The organism is Pseudomonas sp. Seg1, from assembly GCF_018326005.1.
GTDB lineage: Bacteria > Pseudomonadota > Gammaproteobacteria > Pseudomonadales > Pseudomonadaceae > Aquipseudomonas.
Map to the genome: position 1 here is coordinate 6,155,481 of NZ_AP021903.1, position 22,317 is coordinate 6,177,797.

General features: G+C 60.6%; 21 protein-coding genes. 16 read left to right on the top strand and 5 right to left on the bottom strand.

Annotated elements, in window-relative coordinates; translation table 11 throughout:
• The first annotated feature begins 86 nt into the window (after positions 1–86).
• The 5 genes from KI231_RS27720 to KI231_RS27740 all read left to right on the top strand — a co-directional run bounded on the left by KI231_RS27720 (position 87) and on the right by KI231_RS27740 (position 5,508).
• Positions 87–1,442 carry a M16 family metallopeptidase gene (locus tag KI231_RS27720; RefSeq protein ID WP_213026853.1) on the top strand — a complete coding sequence of 452 codons (1,356 nt, stop codon included), beginning with the start codon at positions 87–89 and terminating at the stop codon, positions 1,440–1,442.
• Entirely contained in the window at positions 1,435–2,922 is a 1,488-nt protein-coding gene (locus KI231_RS27725; RefSeq protein ID WP_213026854.1) for a M16 family metallopeptidase, read from the top strand. The genes KI231_RS27720 and KI231_RS27725 overlap by 8 nt, the downstream gene beginning before the upstream one ends.
• Positions 2,922–3,539 carry a 16S rRNA (guanine(966)-N(2))-methyltransferase RsmD gene (rsmD, locus tag KI231_RS27730; RefSeq protein WP_213026855.1) on the top strand — a complete coding sequence of 206 codons (618 nt, stop codon included), beginning with the start codon at positions 2,922–2,924 and terminating at the stop codon, positions 3,537–3,539. The genes KI231_RS27725 and rsmD overlap by 1 nt, the downstream gene beginning before the upstream one ends.
• 134 nt (positions 3,540–3,673) lie before the next feature.
• The gene (locus tag KI231_RS27735) at positions 3,674–4,669 is read left to right on the top strand and encodes a hydrolase (protein ID WP_213026856.1); all 996 of its coding nucleotides are present in this window, start codon (positions 3,674–3,676) and stop codon (positions 4,667–4,669) included.
• Positions 4,666–5,508, top strand: coding sequence for an AraC family transcriptional regulator (locus KI231_RS27740; RefSeq protein ID WP_213028843.1), 843 nt, complete (start codon positions 4,666–4,668; stop codon positions 5,506–5,508). Before KI231_RS27735 ends, KI231_RS27740 begins: the two co-directional genes overlap by 4 nt.
• 111 nt (positions 5,509–5,619) lie before the next feature.
• Here KI231_RS27740 and KI231_RS27745 read toward each other — a convergent pair whose 3' ends face one another.
• Positions 5,620–6,474: a sulfurtransferase gene (locus KI231_RS27745; protein ID WP_213026857.1), complete on the bottom strand. Its 855-nt coding sequence runs from the start codon at positions 6,472–6,474 to the stop codon at positions 5,620–5,622.
• 32 nt (positions 6,475–6,506) lie between these two features.
• Complete coding sequence (locus KI231_RS27750) at positions 6,507–7,178, bottom strand: TetR/AcrR family transcriptional regulator (protein ID WP_103304327.1); 672 nt, start codon at positions 7,176–7,178, stop codon at positions 6,507–6,509.
• A gap of 146 nt (positions 7,179–7,324) precedes the next feature.
• Between KI231_RS27750 and KI231_RS27755 the strand changes: the two genes are divergently transcribed.
• From KI231_RS27755 to KI231_RS27775, 5 genes are all read left to right on the top strand, one after another.
• On the top strand, positions 7,325–8,755 hold the full coding sequence (locus tag KI231_RS27755) for a coniferyl aldehyde dehydrogenase (protein ID WP_103304328.1): 1,431 nt from the start codon (positions 7,325–7,327) through the stop codon (positions 8,753–8,755).
• Between the two features lie 32 nt (positions 8,756–8,787).
• Entirely contained in the window at positions 8,788–9,333 is a 546-nt protein-coding gene (locus KI231_RS27760) for a twin-arginine translocation pathway signal protein (protein ID WP_213026858.1), read from the top strand.
• Between the two features lie 88 nt (positions 9,334–9,421).
• Positions 9,422–11,017, top strand: a complete 1,596-nt coding sequence (locus KI231_RS27765; RefSeq protein WP_213026859.1) for a GMC family oxidoreductase — start codon at positions 9,422–9,424, stop codon at positions 11,015–11,017.
• A gap of 115 nt (positions 11,018–11,132) precedes the next feature.
• Entirely contained in the window at positions 11,133–11,612 is a 480-nt protein-coding gene (coaD, locus tag KI231_RS27770) for a pantetheine-phosphate adenylyltransferase (protein ID WP_003229157.1), read from the top strand.
• Positions 11,613–11,773: 161 nt separating this feature from the next.
• A complete protein-coding gene (locus tag KI231_RS27775; RefSeq protein ID WP_003195146.1) occupies positions 11,774–12,025 on the top strand; it encodes a YfhL family 4Fe-4S dicluster ferredoxin in 252 nt (83 codons plus the stop codon).
• A 151-nt stretch (positions 12,026–12,176) separates the two neighbouring features.
• Here KI231_RS27775 and KI231_RS27780 read toward each other — a convergent pair whose 3' ends face one another.
• The 3 genes from KI231_RS27780 to KI231_RS27790 all read right to left on the bottom strand — a co-directional run bounded on the left by KI231_RS27780 (position 12,177) and on the right by KI231_RS27790 (position 14,207).
• Positions 12,177–12,500 carry a multidrug transporter gene (locus KI231_RS27780; RefSeq protein ID WP_213026860.1) on the bottom strand — a complete coding sequence of 108 codons (324 nt, stop codon included), beginning with the start codon at positions 12,498–12,500 and terminating at the stop codon, positions 12,177–12,179.
• Positions 12,501–12,569: 69 nt separating this feature from the next.
• Positions 12,570–13,382 (bottom strand): bifunctional DNA-formamidopyrimidine glycosylase/DNA-(apurinic or apyrimidinic site) lyase, encoded by an 813-nt coding sequence (mutM, locus tag KI231_RS27785; protein ID WP_103304332.1) that lies wholly within the window; start codon positions 13,380–13,382, stop codon positions 12,570–12,572.
• 12 nt (positions 13,383–13,394) lie between these two features.
• Complete coding sequence (locus tag KI231_RS27790; protein WP_177431403.1) at positions 13,395–14,207, bottom strand: HDOD domain-containing protein; 813 nt, start codon at positions 14,205–14,207, stop codon at positions 13,395–13,397.
• 228 nt (positions 14,208–14,435) lie between these two features.
• Here KI231_RS27790 and KI231_RS27795 point away from each other — a divergent pair, with 228 nt between their 5' ends.
• From KI231_RS27795 to ilvD, 6 genes are all read left to right on the top strand, one after another.
• On the top strand, positions 14,436–14,975 hold the full coding sequence (locus tag KI231_RS27795; RefSeq protein WP_103304334.1) for a type 1 glutamine amidotransferase domain-containing protein: 540 nt from the start codon (positions 14,436–14,438) through the stop codon (positions 14,973–14,975).
• A gap of 239 nt (positions 14,976–15,214) precedes the next feature.
• On the top strand, positions 15,215–16,411 hold the full coding sequence (locus tag KI231_RS27800; RefSeq protein ID WP_007913577.1) for a class I SAM-dependent rRNA methyltransferase: 1,197 nt from the start codon (positions 15,215–15,217) through the stop codon (positions 16,409–16,411).
• A gap of 454 nt (positions 16,412–16,865) precedes the next feature.
• Complete coding sequence (locus KI231_RS27805; RefSeq protein ID WP_213026861.1) at positions 16,866–17,939, top strand: SagB family peptide dehydrogenase; 1,074 nt, start codon at positions 16,866–16,868, stop codon at positions 17,937–17,939.
• Positions 17,936–18,913 carry a diiron oxygenase gene (locus KI231_RS27810; protein WP_103304336.1) on the top strand — a complete coding sequence of 326 codons (978 nt, stop codon included), beginning with the start codon at positions 17,936–17,938 and terminating at the stop codon, positions 18,911–18,913. Before KI231_RS27805 ends, KI231_RS27810 begins: the two co-directional genes overlap by 4 nt.
• On the top strand, positions 18,906–20,138 hold the full coding sequence (locus KI231_RS27815) for a multidrug effflux MFS transporter (RefSeq protein ID WP_213026862.1): 1,233 nt from the start codon (positions 18,906–18,908) through the stop codon (positions 20,136–20,138). The genes KI231_RS27810 and KI231_RS27815 overlap by 8 nt, the downstream gene beginning before the upstream one ends.
• 257 nt (positions 20,139–20,395) lie before the next feature.
• Positions 20,396–22,237: a dihydroxy-acid dehydratase gene (gene ilvD, locus KI231_RS27820; protein ID WP_213026863.1), complete on the top strand. Its 1,842-nt coding sequence runs from the start codon at positions 20,396–20,398 to the stop codon at positions 22,235–22,237.
• The last annotated feature ends 80 nt before the right edge of the window (positions 22,238–22,317 follow it).

Below are 22,317 nucleotides of genomic sequence, written 5' to 3' on the forward strand. Positions count from 1 at the left end.
CCGCCAGTAAAACGGATCAGTATCCTAGCACCCTCTCGCCCGCCGACGCTAAGACCAAGCGGGCAGCTCAACAGGTTAAAAAACGAATGAATGCTCTAGCCCGCCGCGCTGCAGGCCTGCTGCTCAGCACAGTCTGCCTGCCCCTTTCGGCCCTGGCGGCCGACCCGCAACCGACTCACGAATTCACCCTCGACAACGGTTTGAAGGTTGTCGTGCGCGAAGACCATCGCGCGCCGGTAGTGGTGTCGCAGGTCTGGTACAAGGTCGGTTCCAGCTACGAAACCCCGGGCCAGACCGGTCTGTCCCATGCGCTTGAGCACATGATGTTCAAGGGCAGCGAAAAAGTCGGTCCCGGCGAAGCTTCGCTGATCCTGCGTGATCTGGGTGCCGAAGAGAACGCGTTCACCAGCGACGACTTCACCGCTTATTACCAGGTACTGGCCCGCGATCGTCTGGGCGTGGCCTTCGAACTGGAAGCCGACCGCATGGCCAACCTGCGCCTGCCGGCCGACGAGTTCGCCAAGGAAATCGAAGTCATCAAGGAAGAGCGCCGTCTGCGCACTGATGACAAGCCGATGTCCAAGGCCTACGAGCGCTATAAGGCCATGGCCTACCCGGCCAGCGGCTACCACACGCCGACCATCGGCTGGATGGCCGACCTCGACCGGATGAAAGTCGAAGAGCTGCGCCACTGGTATCAGTCCTGGTACGTGCCGAACAACGCCACCCTGGTGGTGGTCGGTGACGTCACCCCGGACGAAGTGAAGACCCTCGCCCAGCGCTACTTCGGCCCGATCGCCAAGCGCGACGTGCCACCGGCGAAGCAACCACTGGAACTGGCCGAGCCCGGCGAACGCCAGATCACCCTGCACGTGCAGACGCAATTGCCTAGCCTGATGCTCGGTTTCAACGTGCCGAGCATCGCCACCGCCGAAGACAAACGCTCGGTCAACGCTCTGCGCCTGATCTCGGCACTGCTCGACGGCGGCTACAGCGGGCGCATCCCGACGCAGTTGGAGCGCGGTGAAGAGTTGGTCTCCGGCGGTTCGTCGAGCTACGACGCCTACACGCGCGGCGACAGCCTGTTTACCCTTTCGGCCACACCGAATACCCAGAAGAAAAAGACCATGGCGCAAGCCGAGGCCGGTCTGTGGAAGCTGCTCGATCAGTTGAAAACCACAGCGCCCTCCGCCGCAGAGCTTGAGCGCGTACGTGCACAAGTGATTGCCGGTCTGGTCTACGAGCGTGACTCGATCACCAGTCAGGCCACTGCCATTGGCCAACTGGAGACTGTCGGTCTGTCGTGGAAACTGATGGACACCGAACTCGCCGATCTGGAAAGCGTGACCCCGCAAGATATCCAGAATGCCGCCAAGCTGTATTTCACCCGCGAACGTCTCAGCGTCGCCCACGTCCTGCCACTGGAGACGACTCATGAGTGAGCGCAAAACCCCACGCCTGTTGCTTGGTCTGATCGCGGTCGCCGTGATCGGCTCCGCCGCGTTCTATCTGACCCCAGGCGCTAACACCAACGCCAGTGAAGCGCTGGATAACGCCAAGACCAGCCAGAAGCTGCAATCGCTGGCCGAACTCGACGGCAAGGCGCCGGCCAGCCGCAAGCTCGACGTACAGACCTGGAACACCGCCGAAGGCGCCAAGGTGCTGTTCGTAGAAGCGCATGAGCTGCCGATGTTCGACATGCGCCTGATCTTCGCCGCCGGCAGCAGCCAGGACGGCAATGCGCCGGGGCTCGCGGTGCTGACCAACGCGATGCTCAACGAAGGTGTTGCCGGCAAAGACGTCGGCGCCATCGCCCAGGGCTTTGAAGGCCTCGGCGCGGATTTCGGCAACGGTGCCTTCAAGGACATGGCGCTGGCGTCGCTGCGTAGCCTGAGTGCTGTCGACCAGCGTGAACCGGCCTTGAAGCTGTTCTCGGAGGTGGTCGGCAAACCGACCTTCCCGGCCGATTCGTTCGCGCGCATCAAGAACCAGATGCTCGCCGGCTTCGAATACCAGAAACAGAACCCCGGCAAACTCGCCAGCCTCGAGCTGATGAAGCGTCTGTATGGCGATCACCCATATGCGCATTCCAGCGATGGCAACGCGCAAAGCGTGCCGAAAATCACCCTCGCGCAACTGCGTGAGTTCCATGCCAAGGCTTACGCTGCTGGCAACGTGGTGATCGCGCTGGTGGGCGACTTGTCCCGCGCCGATGCCGAGGCGATTGCCAATCAGGTGTCCGCCGCCCTGCCGAAAGGCCCGGCGCTGGCGAAAATCGCCCAGCCGCAGGAACCGAAGGCCAGCATCGGTCACATCGAGTTCCCGTCCAAGCAAACCAACCTGATGATCGCGCAACTGGGCATCGACCGCGACGACCCGGACTACGCCGCCTTGTCGATGGGTAACCAGATCCTCGGCGGCGGCGGTTTCGGTACGCGTTTGATGAGTGAAGTGCGCGAGAAGCGCGGCCTGGCCTATGGCGTGTATTCCGGGTTCAGCCCGATGCAGGCTCGCGGTCCGTTCATGATCAACCTGCAGACCCGCGCGGAAATGAGCGAAGGCACCCTGAAACTGGTGCAGGACGTACTCGCCGACTACCTGAAAACCGGCCCGACGCAAAAAGAACTCGACGACGCCAAACGCGAACTCGCCGGCAGCTTCCCGCTGTCCACCGCGAGCAACGCCGACATCGTTGGCCAGCTCGGCGCCATGGGCTTCTATAATCTGCCGCTGAGCTATCTGGACGACTTCATGCGTCAGTCCCAGAGTCTGACCGTCGAGCAGGTCAAAGACGCGATGAACAAACACCTGAGCACGGACAAAATGGTCATCGTCAGCGCTGGCCCGACCGTGCCGCAAAAGCCGTTACCGGCCCCATCTGATAAACCTGCCGAGCAACCGCTCGGGGTTCCGGAGCATTAATGGCGACTCGTTCCCCAAAAAAACCTGCGCACAACGTTCACAACGGTGTGAACCAGTTGCGCATCATTGGCGGCCAATGGCGCAGCCGCAAGCTGAGCTTCCCCGATGCGCCGGGCCTGCGCCCGACGCCGGATCGTGTGCGTGAAACCCTGTTCAACTGGCTCGCGCCCTACGTTGAAGGGGCCAAGGTGCTCGACCCGTTCGCCGGCAGCGGCGCGCTGTTTCTCGAAGCGCTGTCCCGTGGCGCGGCCATGGGTCAGGCGCTGGACGCCAGCAACATTGCGGTGTCCAGCCTGAAAGAACACCTCGGCACGCTACGCTGCACCAACGGGCAGGTGCAGACCGCTGACGCCCTGCGCTATCTGGAAACGCAAGTTGCCACGCCGTTTGACCTGGTGTTCCTGGACCCGCCGTTCAACCAGAACCTGCTGCCGGCGGTTTGCACTCTGCTTGAAGAACGTCAGTGGCTGGCGCCCGACTCGTGGATCTACACTGAAAGCGAAACCGCGCCTTCGACGCTGGGTCTTCCGGGCAACTGGCGCCTGCACCGCGAGCAGAAGTCCGGACGCGTTTATTACGCGCTGTGGCAACGCACGGCAGAGATAGCCGTTAACTAAAAGTTTGCGAGAAACCTGTGGCGAGGGAGCTTGCTCCCGCTGGGTCGCGAAGCGGCCCTTATTTCAGAAGCGAGGCCTGCTGCGCAGTCCAGCGGGAGCAAGCTCCCTCGCCACAAAGTGCATCGAGAACCATCGTGTCCCCTTCGTCAGAACGCTTCATTCCTGCCTTCGGCCTCGGCAATCCGCACTTGCAAACCTTGTGGGGCCCGCTGTGGCGCAAAACCGTTCACCTTGAGCGCGAGCGCGAACGGCTTTGGCTCGACGACGGCGACTTCCTTGATCTTGACTGGCACGGCCCGCATAGCGCCGACGCACCGCTGGTGTTGGTGCTACACGGGCTGACTGGCTCTTCCAATTCGCCCTACGTGGCAGGTGTCCAAAAGGCTTTGGCCGATCAAGGCTGGGCCAGCGTCGCGTTGAACTGGCGCGGCTGTTCGGGCGAACCGAATCTGTTGCCGCGCAGCTACCACTCCGGCGCCAGCGAAGACCTCGCTGAAGCCATTCGCCACCTGCGCGCCAAACGTCCGTTGGCGCCGCTGTATGCCGTCGGTTATTCCCTGGGCGGCAACGTACTGCTCAAGCATCTGGGGGAAACCGGCAGCGCCAGTGGTGTGCTCGGCGCGGTGGCGGTGTCGGTGCCGTTTCGCCTCGACCAATGCGCCGACCGCATCGGCCAAGGGTTTTCCAAGGTCTATCAGGCGCACTTCATGCGCGAGATGGTCGCTTACATCAAGAACAAGCAACGTCAGTTCCAGCATGACGGACGCGACGATGGCCTCGCCGCGCTGGCGGCGCTCGGTTCGCTGGAGAACATGCGCACGTTCTGGGACTTCGATGGCCGGGTGACGGCGCCGCTTCACGGTTTCACCGATGCCGAGGATTACTACCGCCGCGCCTCGAGCCGTTACTTTCTCGGCGAAATCCGCACGCCGACCCTGATCATTCAGGCGGCGGACGATCCGTTCGTATTCCCGCACAGCCTGCCGCAAGCCAGCGAGCTGTCGGAGTGCACCGAATTCGAATTGCAGACTCGCGGCGGACACGTCGGCTTCGTCGAGGGTTCGCTGCGTCAGCCGGGTTATTACCTGGAACGGCGCATCCCGCAATGGCTGGCACGCCTGACGTCATGAACGATCAGGGCGAGTCGATCCGTTTCTGGCAAACCACGCCGCTGGCCGGAGTCGAACTGCTGTCGGCACGCTACATCGAACAACGCTTTGCCCCGCACGTTCACGATGGCTACGTGATCGGCATGATCATGGCCGGCGCTCAGCGTTATCGCTATCGCGGCGCTGAACATCTGGCGGGCAGCGGCACGCTGGTGTTGATCAATCCGGACGAATTGCACACCGGCCACAAGGGCACCGAGAACGGCTGGCTGTACCGGGCGTTTTATCCCGACACCGGCAAAGTCATGGCGTTGCTGGACGAACTGGAATTGCCCAGCGCGCCGATGCCTGCCTTTGGCGAAACGCTGTACCGCGACCCGGACCTGGTCAACGGTTTCTGTCAGTTACACCGTTTGCTGGAAAATCCGGCCACGGCGTTGCAGCAGCAAACCGTGTGGCGCGAAATGATGATTTTGCTGTTACAGCGTCACGCTGCCGTGCGGATCCCCGGCAAACCCGGCAAGGAACACCGGGCGGTGGTGCGCGCCAAGGAACTCCTGCACGCACAGCTGGCGGCGCCGCCATCGCTCGAAGAATTGGCGGCGGTGGTCAATCTGTCGCCTTTTCACTTCGCCCGGGTGTTCCGCCGTGCCACCGGCATGCCGCCGCATACCTGGTTGATGCAGCAACGCATCGCCACGGCCCGGGGGTTGCTGCAAAGTGGATGTTTACCCGTGGAGGTCGCCCTGCAGTTGGGGTTTGCCGATCAGAGTCACCTGAGCCGGCAGTTCAAGCAGGTTTATGGCGTGGGGCCGGCGGCTTATCGCAGTGCCCGGCAGATTTCCCCAGACACCGCATAGCCCATATGGGAGCGAGCCTGCTCGCGAAAGCGCTCGTTCATTCAACATTGATGTCGACTGATCCGATGCATTAGCGAACAGGCTCGCTCCCACAGAGAGGATTTGCCGTGTTTATTCGCCCGTGGCGATACCGCGCGAAGGCTCGTTGATCCACTCGCTCCACGACCCGGCGTACAGCGAGCCCAACGGATAACCCGCCAGACACAACGCAAACAGGTTGTGACACGCCGTCACACCGGAGCCGCAATACGCCACCAGATCCGCTGGCGAGCGATCACCCAGTCTGGCGGCAAAGCGCTGCTTGAGTTGCTCCGCCGGCAGGAACCGGCCATCACTCCCGAGGTTGTCAGTAAACGCCGCACATTGCGCACCGGGAATGTGCCCGGCAACCGGGTCGATCGGCTCGACTTCGCCCTTGAAGCGCGGCAAGGCTCGGGCATCGATCAAAGTCAGTGCCGGTTGACCGAGGCGCTGCTGCAATTGTTCGGCGCTGAGCAGCAAAGACATGTCCGGCTGACCACTGAAGGTTCCACGCGTGATCGTCGGCGCATCCAGACTCAGCGGCAGGCCCGCCGCATGCCAGGCCTTGAGCCCGCCATCGAGAATGAACACACCGTCACGCTTGCCCAGCCATACCAGCAACCACCACGCACGCGCCGCGTACGCACCGGGGCCATCGTCATACAAAACCACGTCGCTGTCGGCACTGATGCCCCAGGCTTGCAAGCGTTCGATCAGCGCTGCCGGCTCCGGCAACGGATGGCGCCCGGTCACGCCCTTGACCACTTTGCCGCTGAGATCACGCTCGAGATCGGCGAAGCTCGCCCCGGCAATATGCCCTTCAGCGTAGCTACGCTGCCCGTAGTCCGGGTCTTCGAGGGCAAAACGACAATCGAGAATCACCAGCCCCGGTTGCTCCTTGCGAGCATCCAGAGCGTTGGGGCTGATCAGTTGCGCAATCGGCATAACGGGCTCCTGTGGGATTTCAACAGAACGGTTTACTTCACGTCTTCGAGGGCCTGGGCCAGCGGCACGTAGAACTCCTCGAACAGCGCATTGACCTGCTCGCGCGCCTGATCGGTGACGAACCCGGCTTCCAGTACCAGCACCTGATACACGCCACGTTTAATGGCTTGCTCGCTCAGGTGGTTGGAGTTTTCCCGGGTGGTGCACAGAAAGCGCACCCACGACGTCAGGATGATCCAGGCGTTGAGGGTCAGGGATTCGATCTGCACGCGATCCATTTCGAGGATCCCGGCGGCGACAAAACCTTCGTAGATCGCCGCACCCTGGATCACGCAGCGCTGGGAAAAACGCCGATAACGCGCGGCCAGCTCCGGATCGCTGTCGAGCAGGTGCTCCAGATCACGGTGCAGAAAGCGGTAGCGCCACATCGCCGACAACAGCTCCTTGAGGTAGAAGCGCTTGTCTTCGACCGTCGCGGCGCGTCCCTGTGGCGGGCGCAGGAAGCTGTCGACCAGGCTTTCGTACTCACTGAACAACACGGCGATGATCGCCTGCTTGTTGGGGAAGTGGTAGTACAGGTTGCCCGGAGAAATCTCCATGTGGGCTGCAATGTGATTGGTGCTGATGCTGCGTTCGCCCTGCTGATTGAACAGCTCGAGGCTGTTCAGCACGATACGCTCGCTGGTTTTTATTCGTGGGGCCATGGCTTGAGCTTTAATTCAGAGTGCGTTGACGGGCATCTTACGACCTAACCGGAAATGGATAAAACACTGCTGTGCATGGAAGTCATTTGACTTTCTAGAGCATAGACTCTAGAAAGTTCCTCACTACAATAAATCCGGAGCCGACCATGACTGCCGACATTGCCTACCTGCAAACGCTGCAACAGCCACTGGAAGAGCTCGATCGGCAGTTCGCTGCACAACGGGCCGCATACGCCGCCAACCCGATGCCACCCGCCGCCCAGCGTCAGCAATGGCTCAAGGCATTGCGCGATTTGCTGAGCAACGAACGTCAGGCCCTGATTGAGGCGATCAGCGCCGATTTCAGCCACCGCAGCGCCGATGAAACCCTGCTCGCCGAACTGATGCCGAGCCTGCACGGCATCCACTACGCCAGCCGTCATCTCAACGGCTGGATGAAGCCATCGCGGCGCAAGGTCGGCATGGCTTTCCAGCCCGCCTCGGCGAAAGTGGTCTACCAGCCATTGGGCGTGGTGGGCGTCATCGTGCCGTGGAATTACCCGCTGTATCTGGCCATCGGCCCACTGGTCGGCGCTTTGGCGGCGGGCAACCGGGTAATGCTCAAACTCAGTGAATCGACCCCCGCCACCGGGCTGTTGCTCAAACAACTGCTGGCGCGGATTTTCCCCGAAGATCTGGTCTGCGTGGTGCTGGGCGAAGCCGATATTGGCGTGGCGTTTTCCCGTTTGCGCTTCGATCACCTGCTGTTCACCGGCGCCACCAGCATCGGCAAGCATGTGATGCGCGCCGCCGCAGAAAACCTCACGCCTGTAACCCTGGAACTGGGCGGCAAGTCGCCCGCCATCGTCTCGCGCGATGTGCCGCTCAAGGATGCGGCCGAGCGCATTGCCTTCGGCAAAACTCTCAATGCCGGGCAGACCTGCGTCGCACCTGATTACGTGCTGGTCCCGGAAGACCGGGTCGGCGGCTTCGTCGAAGCCTATCGCCAGGCAGTGCAGGGTTTTTATCCGACCCTCGCCGACAACCCGGACTACACGGCAATCATCAACGAACGCCAATTGGCCCGGCTCAACGGCTACGTCAGCGACGCCACCAGCAAAGGCGCGCTGCTGATCCCGCTGTTCGATCAGGGTCAGGGCCGGCGCATGCCGCACAGTGTGCTGTTGAACGTCAGCGACGAGATGACAGTGATGCAGGACGAAATCTTCGGCCCGCTGCTGCCGATCGTGCCGTACCGGGATCTGGAGCAGGCATTCGCTTACATCAATCAGCGGCCACGTCCTCTGGCTCTTTACTACTTTGGCTACGACAAACGCGAACAGACTCGCGTCCTGCACGAAACCCATTCCGGCGGCGTGTGCCTGAACGACACCCTGCTACATGTGGCGCAGGACGACATGCCCTTCGGCGGCATCGGTGCTTCGGGCATGGGCCATTACCACGGTCACGAGGGCTTTCTGACGTTCAGCAAAGCCAAAGGCGTGCTGGTTAAACAGCGCTTCAACGCGGCCAGACTGATTTACCCGCCCTACGGCAAATCCATTCAGAAACTGATCCAGAAGCTGTTCATTCGCTAAACCTTCGTCATCGTCGCCGGGTAATAAAAACAATGCACCCAAGCCTGACCGATACACCTGCCCTGTCGCGCCGTGGCCTGCTGAAATTCAGCCTCGGCGCCACGGCATTCCTTGCCACCGCAGGCCTTGGTGCCAGCCTCAGCGGCTGTTCGTCGAGCGTCGCCGCCAACGGTTTCGTTTCATTGCGCGACGACGATCTGCTGTTTTTGCGCGCACTGATTCCAGTGATGCTCGACGGCGCCGTGGCGGCCGAGAAAATGCCGAGTGCCGTCGATGGCACTCTCAAGTCGCTGGACTACAGCCTCGATCATCTGTCGCCGGAAATGCTCAAGCTCACCCGGCAACTGTTTGACGTGCTCGGCATGGCCGTGACGCGTGGACCGCTGACCGGCATCTGGGGCAGTTGGGAAAACGCCAGCCCCGAAGGCATGCGCCACTTCCTCGACCGCTGGCAAAACAGCTCGTTGAGCCTGCTGCGCATGGGTCACAGCTCCTTGCAGCAATTGGTGCTGATGGCCTGGTACACCCGCACCGAATCCTGGGCGCATTGCGGCTACCCCGGCCCGCCTGTCGTCTGAACAGCACAAACCCTGTGGGAGCGGGCTTGCCCGCGATGCGCCAGTTGCCCCACCCCTGCATCCAGAATAATAAAAGAGAACCTGATCGATGCCCGTACCCGACCCCTTCCGCGAAGGCCTCGCCCGAGGCTGGAAAACCTACAACGGCGCCCAACTCAGCGACGATCTGACCCTTGAAGCCGACGTCGCGATCATCGGCAGCGGTGCCGGTGGCGGGACCACGGCGGAAATCCTCAGTGCCGCCGGCTATAAGGTGCTGCTGATCGAAGAAGGCCCGCTGAAAACCAGCACCGACTTCAAACTGCTCGAAGATCAGGCCTACAGCAGCCTCTATCAGGAAGGCATCGGCCGCATGAGCAAGGACGGAGCGATCACCATCCTGCAGGGCCGCGCGGTGGGCGGCACCACACTGATCAACTGGACATCGAGCTTCCGCACGCCGGAACCGACCCTTGAGCACTGGGCCAAAGAGCACAACGTCAAAGGCCACAGCCCTGCCGAGATGGCACCGTGGTTCGAAAAAATGGAGCAGCGCCTCGGCGTCGCACCGTGGATGGTCCCGCCCAACGCCAACAACGACGTGATCCGTAAAGGCTGCGAGCAACTCGGCTACAGCTGGCACGTGATCCCGCGCAACGTGCGCGGCTGCTGGAACCTTGGTTACTGCGGCATGGGCTGCCCGACCAATGCCAAGCAATCGATGATGGTCACGACCATTCCGGCAACCCTGGAAAAGGGCGGCGAGCTGCTTTATCTGGCCCGTGCGGAGAAGCTGTTGATCAACGGCGACAAAATCTCCGGCCTGCAATGCGTGGCGATGGACGAGCGCTGTGTCGAGCCGACCGGACACAAGATCACCGTCAAGGCACGGCACTACGTGCTGGCCGGCGGCGGTATCAACAGCCCGGCGTTGCTGCTGCGCTCGGATGCGCCAGACCCGCATCAACGCCTGGGTAAACGCACCTTCCTGCATTTGGTGAACATGTCCGCCGCACGCTTCGACGAGGTGATCAACCCGTTCTACGGTGCGCCGCAGTCGATCTACTCGGACTATTTCCAGTGGAAGGACGGCACCACCGGGCCGATAGGCTACAAACTTGAAGTGCCGCCGCTGCACCCGGCGCTGGCGGCCACCCTGCTCGGTGGGTTCGGCCAGCAGAACGCCGAGCATATGGCTGATCTGCCGCACACCCACGCGATGCTGGCGCTACTGCGCGACGGCTTTCATCCGGACAGTCCCGGTGGCAGTGTCGAACTGCGCGGCGACGGCTCGCCGGTGCTCGACTATCAGGTTTCACCGTACGCTTGGGAAGGCCTGCGCCGTGCGTTCCACAGCATGGCCGAGATCCAGTTTGCCGGCGGCGCCAAAGCGGTGCTGCCGATGCACGCCGACGCGCATTACGTGAAAACCCTGGCCGAGGCGCGCAGCCTGATCGATGGTTTGAGCCTTGAGTTGTACCGCACGCGGCTGGGCAGCGCCCACGTCATGGGCGGCTGTGCGATGGGCGAAGACGCGAAAACCGCGGTCACCGACAGCCTCGGTCGCCATCATCAACTGAGTAATCTGTCGATCCACGACGGCTCGCTGTTCCCCACCAGCATCGGCGCCAACCCGCAATTGTCGGTGTATGGCCTGACCGCACAATTGGCGACATCCCTCGCCGATCGGCTGAAAAATCCATGAAAAAGCAGAATATTCCCCTCGTCTATAGTGCTTTCTTACCCAACAGGCGACTTGGCCGACCGGGACGGCTGCGATACCATCCGACTCCCCAACGGACTCCCGCCAGGACGACGCGATGAACCGAGTGTTGTACCCAGGTACCTTCGACCCTATTACCAAGGGCCATGGCGATCTGGTCGAACGCGCCTCGCGCCTGTTCGACCATGTGATCATTGCCGTCGCCGCCAGCCCCAAGAAAAACCCGCTGTTCCCGCTGGAACAACGGGTTGAACTGGCTCGCGAGGTCACCAAACACCTGCCGAACGTGGAAGTGGTCGGTTTCTCGACGCTGCTTGCGCATTTCGCCAAAGAGCAGAATGCCAACGTGTTCCTGCGTGGTTTGCGTGCGGTGTCGGACTTCGAATACGAATTTCAGCTGGCCAACATGAACCGCCAGTTGGCGCCGGACGTGGAGAGCCTGTTTCTCACGCCATCCGAGCGTTATTCGTTCATTTCTTCGACGCTGGTGCGGGAAATTGCCGCGCTGGGCGGCGATATCAGCAAGTTCGTCCACCCGGCCGTGGCCGACGCCCTGACCCTACGCTTCAAGAAGTAAGCGCTGCCGAAGGCTCGGGCTGCGATCAGACGATCTTTTGCTTTTAAAGGATTGCAGTCGCGTGCCCTTGATCGCACCCGCGTGCACTGCGCTCGCCAATGCGGCACAATTGCGCGCATTGATTTATAGCGCCCGGGCCTGCCGCCCCGGCTGGAGTTAGCATGTCCCTGATCATTACCGACGATTGCATCAACTGCGACGTCTGCGAACCCGAGTGCCCGAACGCCGCCATCTCCCAAGGCGAAGAGATCTATGTGATCGACCCGAACCTGTGCACCCAGTGCGTCGGCCACTACGACGAACCACAGTGCCAGCAGGTCTGCCCGGTGGATTGCATTCCGCTCGATGAAGCGCATCCGGAGACTGAAGAACAGTTGATGGAGAAGTACCGCAAGATCACCGGCAAGGCCTGAGTCCTTCAGCGCCTGATCCGACGCCATCGCGGGCAAGCCCGCTGCCACAGGTTTCCGTGGTGAAACACTAATCGTGTAAACACCAAAAACCCTGTGGGAGCGGGCTTGCCCGCGATTGGGCCATCAGAAACACCATTGACTCCGGAGCAGCTCACTCACGCTGCTCAAACCCCTCCCCCGTACACCCCAGACACCGCACAAACGCCGCTTTCGCCGGGTCCACGACCAGCGCCTGTCCTGCATCGCCAATCCCGCCACCCAACGCGGTAAATGGCAGCGACACAATAAACGCCCCCGCGCCAATCACCGTAGCCACCACCAGCAAAGGTCGGGCAATCAGCAAGTCGCCGATCATGGCGTAGGCCGGTGGATTCTGAATGGTGTAACGCGGATCACCACTGCCGTTTTCCGTGGCCTGAACAACCAGGCTGGAACACAGCAGCAGTGTTGCGAAGAGGACTTGCAAGGATTTCATGGCACGATCCTTCGGGCTGAACAGTGAGACAACTCACTATAGACCGTAGGACTTTTTCAGCCTTTCGTCTCAGGTCTGGCAGCGCGGGCAGAACACACTGGCGCGTTGTCCCAGCTTCACTTCGCGCAAACCGGTGCCGCAAACCTTGCAGTGTTCACCGCCACGACCGTAGACAAACAGTTCCTGCTGGAAATACCCCGGCTGCCCGTCGCCGCCGATGAAATCACGCAACGTGGTGCCGCCACGCTCGATGGCGGCAGCGAGGATGCGCTTGATCTCGATGGCCAGCTTCAGATAGCGCGCCCGGGAAATGCCCCCGGCCTCGCGGCGCGGATCGATCCCGGCGGCAAACAGCGCTTCCGTCGCGTAGATATTGCCGACCCCGACCACCACCGCGTTGTCCATGATGAACGGCTTGACCGCCATCGAACGCCCGCGTGACAGCTGGAACAGCCGCTCGCCATCGAACAGATCAGTAAGCGGCTCCGGCCCGAGGCGAATCAGCAATTCGTGATTGAGCGGATCATTGCTCCACAACATCGCGCCGAACCGCCGCGGATCGGTATAGCGCAGGGCCAGACCCGACTCCAGCTCGATATCGACATGCTCATGCTTGAGCGCCGGCAACCCGACCTCGACCAGACGCAGATTGCCCGACATGCCCAAATGGCTGATCAACGTGCCGACCTCGGCATTGATCAACAGATACTTGGCCCGGCGCTCGACCAACACGATGCGCTGCCCCGAAAGTCGCACATCGAGGTCTTCGGGGATCGGCCAGCGCAGCCGCCGGTCACGCACGATCACCCGGCTGACGCGCTGGCCTTCCAGATGCGGAGCAATGCCCCGGCGGGTGGTTTCAACTTCCGGCAGTTCAGGCATGACGTCCTCGAATCAATGCGCGCCGAGGTCGCGGATCGTTTGTTTGAGGGTTTCGAAGTCGTAGTCCGACAGCCCTACGTAATCGAGTACCAGCGGGCCCACTGCGTTCCATTCGAAATCTTCGGTCTGATTGCCCAGCACTCGATACGAGGCGCAGATGTGCTCGGCCATCTTGAGAATCGCCAACAGGTTTTTCAGCTGACTGTTGCGCGACGACTCATCGCTGAAGATCGCCAAGGCATTGTGGTGATTGGCGATGGCCGCGCTGACATGTTCCGGCAGGCGCCAGGACTTGGCGGTGTAGTAGCCGACCACAGCGTGGTTGGTGTTGAACTCGGCGTTTTCAGTGTCCACCACACGGCATTCGGCGCTGGCATTGGCGTAAGCCTTTTCCAGTACCGACATGTAATTGGGGAACCGCTGCAACATCAACGGTACGCCGCAGTCGTGGAACAGGCCGAGAGCGTATGCCTCGTCGCCCGCCTGAGTGCCGATGCGCTTGGCCAGGGTCAGGCAAGTCATCGCCACGTCCTGCGCGGTGTCCCAGAAACGATTGAGGGTGACGATGGTGTCGTCGTTCATCTCGCCCTTGATCGATTGGGCATTGATCAGGTTGATGATCGAACGGCTGCCCAGCAGGTTTACCGCGCGCTGGATCGAAGTGATCTTGTTGCTCAAGCCGTAATACGGCGAGTTGACGATTTTCAGCAGCGCGCCGGACAGGCCGGGATCCTGGGCGATCAGCTTGGCGATCACCTCCAGATCCGGGTCGGGCATGTACTGCTCCATTTGCAGATCCACCATGATCTGCGGCTGCGCGGGCACGCTGATGCCCTGCAGGGATTGTTGAATCTGTTCGGTGGTCAGCTCTTGGGACATAAGTACACACTCTGGGACAGGCGGCGATTCTAACCCCTAAAAACCGCAAGACGACACACCAGTGGGCAATTGTCAGGAACTTTCATTCAGGCCCTGGCTTCGGACTCTGTAATGCCCGACGGTTCATTTCGATCCCGTGGGGCGGCTATTTCCAACAGACTCAGGAGCTTATTGATGGCTACTTCACTCAACGGCAAGCGCGTCGCTTTTTTGGTAACCGATGGTTTCGAACAGGTTGAATTGACCGGTCCCAAGCAGGCGCTGGAAGAGGCTGGTGCGCAGGTCGATATCCTCTCGGCCGAGGCCGGCAAGGTTAAAGGCTGGCATCACGACAAGCCGGCGGACGACTTCACCGTCGACCAGACTTTCCAGGGCGCCAGCAGCGAGCAATATGACGCGATTGTGCTGCCCGGTGGCGTCCAGAACTCCGACACGATCCGCATCGATCAGGATGCCCAGCATCTGGTCAAGACCGGCACTTCGGCCGGCAAACCGATTGCGGTGATCTGCCATGGCAGTTGGTTGCTGATCTCGTCGGGGCTGGTCAATGGCAAAACCATCACCAGCTACAAGACACTCAAGGATGATCTGGTGAATGCCGGAGCCAACTGGGTCGATCAGGAAGTGGTCAGAGACGGCCACTTGATCAGCAGCCGCCAGCCGGATGATATTCCGGCGTTCAGCCGAGAGTTGATCGACGCACTCTCTGATTGAACTGCCCTTGTGGCGAGGGGATTTATCCCCGATCGGCTGCGCAGCAGTCGCAAATCTGACAGCGCGAGATATCAGGCTTACCGTGTCAGACAGGTGCGACGGCTGCGCCGTCCGGCGGGGATGAATCCCCTCGCCACCGGTAAGCCCTATCACCATTGCTGTCGCGCCACATGTCCACTCACCAGCCAATCGTGCCGAGCAACACGGTATACTCCCGCTCTTTTTTCCGGAGCGACGTCATGTCCCTGCCTAGCTTGCGCCTCAAAGCCAACGCCGACCGTCGCCTGCGCGCCGGTCACCTGTGGGTCTACAGCAACGAAATCGATGTGGCCGCCACGCCACTGCACGGCTTCAACGCCGGCGATCAGGCGATCCTCGAAGCCGCCGGCGGCAAGCCGCTGGGCATCGTCGCGATGAGCCCGAACAACCTGATCTGCGCCCGCCTGCTATCGCGTGACACCAAGGTCGCGCTGGACAAATCGCTGTTGGTGCACCGCCTGAACGTCGCGCTGTCCCTGCGCGAGCGTCTGTTCGACAAGCCGTTCTATCGTCTGGTCTACGGTGATTCCGACCTGCTGCCGGGCCTGGTTGTCGACCGTTTCGGCGACATTCTTGTGGTGCAGATCGCCTCGGCGACCATGGAAGCGCATAAAGATGACGTGATCGCCGCACTGACCCAAGTGCTCAAGCCAAGCGGCATCCTTTTCAAGAACGACTCCGCCGCCCGTGACGCCGAAGGCCTCAACCGTTACGTCGAAACCGTATTCGGTCTGGTGCCGGAGTGGGTCGCGCTGGAGGAGAACGGCGTGAAATTCGAAGCACCGGTCATCCAGGGCCAAAAAACCGGCTGGTTCTACGACCACCGCATGAACCGCGCGCGTCTGGCTCCTTACGCCAAAGGCAAACGCGTCCTCGACCTCTATAGCTACATCGGTGGCTGGGGCGTGCAGGCTGCCGCTTTCGGCGCCAGCGAAGTGTTCTGCGTCGATGCCTCGGCTTTCGCTCTCGACGGTGTCGAGCGCAACGCTGCACTGAACGGCTTCGCCGACAAGATGACCTGCATCGAAGGCGATGTTTTCGAAGCCCTGAAAGAACTGAAGGCCAGCGAAGAACGCTTCGACGTGATCGTGGCCGACCCGCCGGCGTTCATCAAACGCAAGAAAGACATGAAAAACGGCGAAGGCGCCTACCGTCGCCTGAACGAGCAAGCCATGCGCCTGCTCAACAAGGACGGCATCCTGGTCAGCGCTTCGTGCTCGATGCACCTGCCGGAAGACGATCTGCAGAACATCCTGCTGACCAGCGCCCGTCACCTGGACCGAAATATCCAGTTGCTTGAGCGTGGCGGTCAGGGCCCGGATCACCCGGTGCATCCGGCGATCGCCGAAACCCGCTACATCAAGAGCATCACCTGCCGCCTGCTGCCAAACAGCTGATCAATGCGGATGACGGGGAGCCAGCAGGCTCCCCGTTTGCTTTACGCCAGCCCATGCCAGTCAGGGCGCTATCTCTGCTTCAATAGTCGACACTTCCTACACTTGCTTTCCTACTGACGTGCAGGATATTTCCTTACGCCTTTTAATTATTGAAACTTAGCCTACAAAGTCCAACTCCAGCTAAAGATCGCTCCGACAAAATTACTGGAATATTCCTACTTAATATCCACTTGCCAATAATCCATTACAAACTATTATGAAGTTGTCACCACGAGGTGACTTCGACTATCAATGAACAAGGAGTTCACATCATGAAAACCATTTATCTGGAAACCAACAAAATCGCCAACCTGGCTTTTCTGGTTGCCCCTAAAGCCCGCTAAATAGGGCAGGACGCCGGGAAGTGCCGGCAACCCGGCGTCCTTTTCGATTTTATCCAGAGTAAATAACCCACATGTACATAAACCCTTACCTGTTTATATTGCCGCGCTCGCCGGGACAAATAGTATGGAACTACAAAGATCATACCCAGCATGAACTTGACCTTGATTATTCAATTCGGCTCACGCAACTAATCAACAACCCTGACCTGTTCGACACGCACAGCATAATAGACACACAACTATTAAGTGCGGGCATCCTAACCGTTTCAAAAATAGACAATCCACAATGGGGTTGGGATGAACTGTCGAAGATCTACCATATCGGTACGCAAAACATTCCCTGCGAACACACCCCCCAGAATATTCACGAGTGGTCCAGGCAATATCTTTCTCACTGCAACGAAGTCCTGGCGACCCCGGCTCCCGTGAAAGAACGCCAGCAGCAGGAAGCCGGGCAGAGCATCGCGTTGCCCCTCCCGCATGAATTGCGCGACGACAGCCTGGTTCACGCCCTGCTCCAGCGTAAAACCTGCCGCACCTATACCGGCGCAGCGATGACACTCGATGACCTGGGCACCCTGCTTTATCTTTCGCTCGGTTACCTGCGCGAGCGCGACGGGGACCGTGACGAAAGCATCGCCGACGATCTCGGCGCACGCCGCAGCAGTCCTTCCGGTGGCGGTCTGAACGCCTGCGAAGGTTTTCTGCTGGTGCAGAACGTCGACGATCTGGAGCCCGGGATCTACGCCTATCAGCCGACCGACCATTCCATCAGTCGGGTCAATTCATTGCCTCAATCCGCGTTGGGGGTTTTGCTCGCAGGCCAGCACTTCATCAACAATCTGCCGCTGGGCCTGTTCATCACCGCCCGATTCGATCGGCTCTGGTGGAAATACGAGCACTCACGGGCCTATCGCATGGCATTCGTGGAAGCCGGTCATCTGTCGCAAACCTTTCAACTGGTCGCCACAGCACTTGGCCTCAACACCTGGTTGACCGGTGCGTTTGCCGACAGGCAAGTCGAAGCACTGCTCAAGCTTGAGGGAAGCGCGGAGCAACCGCTGTTCTTTGTCGGCTGCGGCGAAAGCGACGGCCAGGCGATGTGCCAGGAAATGCACGGACTGTTGCGCGAGGTACAAGCATGACAGTCTTGATTCCGGATCCGGCCGAAGTGCCTGTGTCATGGGCGCTCAAATTTACTTTGGGGGACTGGGACAGCCGCGCCTCGGTACGCACCAGCACCCACAACTATCAATTGCCGGACGACGTGCAGCAACAACTCGAAAGCCGCTACTGGTTTCCCCCCGCCTTCCTGCCTTATCTCGCTCATCCAGCGATCCAGGCCGCAGGCCGCGAGGTGCTGCACCGCCTGACCGCCAACCATCTGGTGTACTTTCTCGACTACACCACCCTGCTCGAGCATCGCATCGTCAATCGCGCGGTTGAAGTCATCGCCCATCGGGAACTGCCCATTTATGTGCCGCTGGCGATGAAGCACGCAGCGCTGCAGCTCTACACCGACGAGGGCTACCACGCGCTGTTCTCCAATCGTCTCGCCGAACAGATCGCCACGCTCTATAACGTTGGCGGGCGCCCGGCGATACCCAAGCGCATCACGCGCATGAACGCACTGGTCGCCCGTACCCCGGAAAAGCAACGTTCACTGACATGGTTTCTGCTCGGTTTCGTTTCGGAAACCATCATTGCCCGGGAACTGCTGGACGTGTGCCGCGACAGTCTCGTGTCCAGTGTGAACGACATGCTGCGCGATCATCTGGCCGACGAAGCCCGCCACAGTCGCTATTTCGCTGAAGTGTTCCATTACCTTTGGCTGTCCATGAACATTCGCCAGCGCACATTTGTGAGCAAAACGCTGCTCGAGATCATCGGCATTTTCTTCGAGGCCGACGAACGCTGGCTGCAACAGAGCCTGCGTGGAGCGGGCATTGCCGAGAGCGATGTACGAAATATTGTCGGCAGCATGGCAACAGTGCAGGCCAGCCGTGCGCGTGCAAAATCAGGCTCCATCGCTACGCTGGATGCACTGCGCAAGGCCGGTTTCTTCGCCACGCCCCATAACCAGACACTTTTTTCCAAGGCAGGACTGATCGATGGATAAAGGAAAATCCGTGGTAACCCCCCGTCAGCGTCGCGGGGCTGTCAGCCTGTTGCTGGCGATGGTGCTGCTCGGCGCGTTCCCACTGGATGTCCTGCTTCCATCGTTTCCGGCACTGGCCGCGCACTTCCAGACAACCCCGGCGGACATCGCACTGTCGATCAGCCTGTTCGCCGTGGGCATCGCCTTTGCCCAGGTACTGATCGGCCCACTGTCCGATACGATCGGTCGCAAGGGCTTGTTGCTCGCTGGCATGAGCGTCTCGATGCTCGGTGCACTTGGCTGCGTGATGACCGACGATTACACGCTGTTCCTGATATTCCGTGTCGTACAGGCAATAGGGTGCGGTTGTTTCGTGCTGTCCCAGGCACTGGTGCAGGATCTGTTCGAAGGTGAAGAGCGTGATCGCCTGCGTATCCTGATGGTCACCGCCAGCGGGATCTTCATTTCGGTGTCGCCACTGGCCGGCACCTTTCTACAAGCCACCCTTGGCTGGCGCGGCAGCTTCTGGGTATTTACCGCACTCGCGGCGGTCGTGCTCATCAAGGCCTGGCTGTTGCTGGACAACAGTCAGCCGGCCAGCAGTGGCATACGCTTGGGTTTCATTCAGTCGTACCGACGGGTACTGGGAAATTTCCAATCCGTCGGTTACTGGTTGATATCGGCGTTCGCCTTCGCCTGCCACTTTTCGTTCATCGTGATTTCGCCGCTGATTTTCATGGATCAGCTACAACTCGCGCCCTATGACTTTTCGCTGATTCTGCTGATTTACGGGGCTGCCTATATCGTCGGCGGCATTGTCGCCAGCGTGCTAAATCGACGCATCACCCCAGGCCGACAAATCATTACCGGGCTGAGCCTGATCCTGCTGTCGGGCCTGGCCATGCTGTATCTGGCCGCCCATCATGCGCTGGCGCCGACCACGGTGCTGATCCCGATGCTGATCTGCACGGCCGGCACCACCATCACACGACCGGCCGCCACCTCTCGGGCCATGGCGCTGTTTCCCGACAACGCCGGCACTTCGGCCTCGGCCGGTAGCACCATCATTTTTATCAGCGGCGGTTTGATCAGCGCACTGATCAGTCTGAGCCCGGCCAATCTGCAAGCCACGCTGGGTTACAGTTTTGTACTGCTCAGTTGCGTCGCGCTGGCACTCAACAGCGGGATCAGCCGGCGCTTGAGGAGCGTTCAGGCCAGTGCGCTGGTGCAACCTGGCAGCGAATGATCCTGCCGGTCGTCATGCCACAGGCACCGTCGGCACTGGAACAATGCTTTGCGCCATTCCCTCCAGACGCCAGCGGTGTAGAATCGGCTGATTCATCGCCATTCATCCCCCGGCGGGTTTATGAGCTCAAGCTGAGACCAGCGGCGATCCCGCAACGTCATCGGCAACTTCACGGACACACGGCCATTTCTGAGTGTTCCAGACGTCAATAGAAGCTCACTCCCCTTTGATACCTGATTAGCCGCCCGGAGTGCTCCATGCCAGATTACCGCTCGAAAACATCCACCCACGGCCGCAACATGGCCGGCGCCCGCGCACTGTGGCGCGCCACCGGGATGAAAGATGACGACTTCAAAAAGCCGATCATCGCCATTGCCAACTCGTTCACCCAGTTCGTACCGGGCCATGTGCACCTGAAGGATCTGGGCCAGCTGGTCGCCCGCGAAATCGAACGCGCCGGTGGCGTCGCGAAAGAATTCAACACCATCGCCGTGGATGACGGTATCGCCATGGGCCACGACGGCATGCTCTATTCGCTGCCGAGCCGCGAGATCATCGCCGATTCCGTCGAGTACATGGTCAACGCCCACTGCGCCGATGCCATCGTGTGCATTTCCAACTGCGACAAGATCACCCCGGGCATGCTGATGGCTGCCTTGCGCCTGAACATCCCGGTGATTTTCGTTTCCGGCGGCCCGATGGAAGCCGGCAAGACCAAACTCGCTTCCCACGGCCTCGACCTCGTCGACGCCATGGTGATCGCCGCCGACGAAAGCGCTTCTGACGAGAAAGTCGCTGAGTACGAGCGCAGCGCCTGCCCGACCTGCGGTTCGTGCTCCGGCATGTTCACCGCCAACTCGATGAACTGCCTGACGGAAGCGCTGGGTCTGGCATTGCCGGGCAACGGTTCGACCCTCGCCACCCACAGCGACCGCGAGCAGCTGTTCCTGCAGGCGGGCCGTACCATCGTCGAGCTGTGCAAGCGTTACTACGGCGAGAACGATGAATCGGTATTGCCGCGCAACATCGCCAACTTCAAGGCGTTCGAGAACGCGATGATGCTCGACATCGCCATGGGCGGTTCGACCAACACCATCCTGCACTTGCTGGCTGCCGCCCAGGAGGCGGAGATCGATTTCGACCTGCGCGATATCGACCGTCTTTCGCGCAGCGTTCCACAGCTGTGCAAAGTCGCGCCAAACATCCAGAAGTACCACATGGAAGACGTGCACCGCGCCGGCGGCATCTTCAGCATCCTCGGTTCGCTGGCCCGTGGCGGCCTGCTGCACATCGACCTGCCGACCGTGCACAGCCGCAGCATGGAAGAAGCCATCGCCAAGTGGGACATCACCCAGACCACTGACGAAGCGGTTCACCACTTCTTCAAGGCTGGTCCTGCCGGCATCCCGACCCAGACCGCGTTCAGCCAGTCGACCCGTTGGGAAACCCTGGATGATGACCGTGAAAACGGCTGCATCCGCAGCTTCGAACACGCTTACTCGCAAGAGGGTGGCCTGGCCGTGTTGTACGGCAACATCGCGCTGGACGGCTGCGTGGTGAAAACTGCCGGCGTCGATGAGTCGATCCATGTCTTCGAAGGCAACGCGAAAATCTTCGAAAGCCAGGACAGCGCCGTGCGCGGCATCCTCGCTGACGAAGTGAAGGCTGGCGACATCGTCATCATTCGCTACGAAGGCCCGAAAGGCGGCCCGGGCATGCAGGAAATGCTCTACCCGACCTCGTACCTGAAATCCAAAGGCCTGGGCAAAGCCTGTGCGCTGCTCACCGATGGCCGTTTCTCCGGCGGCACTTCGGGCCTGTCCATCGGCCACGCTTCGCCAGAGGCTGCGGCCGGCGGCGCGATCGGTCTGGTGCAGGACGGCGATAAAGTGCTGATCGACATCCCGAACCGTTCGATCAACCTGTTGGTCAGCGACGAAGAACTGGCTGCACGCCGGGTCGAGCAGGACAAGAAAGGCTGGAAACCGGTTGAGGTTCGTCCTCGCAAAGTGACCACCGCCCTCAAGGCCTACGCCCTGCTGGCGACCAGCGCCGACAAGGGTGCTGTGCGTAACAAGGCAATGCTCGACGGGCTGTAAGCGTCGAATCGCAGTAACGAAAATGCCCCGCCAACGTGCGGGGCATTTTTTCGCCTGATCGAATCAATGGATGAACACGA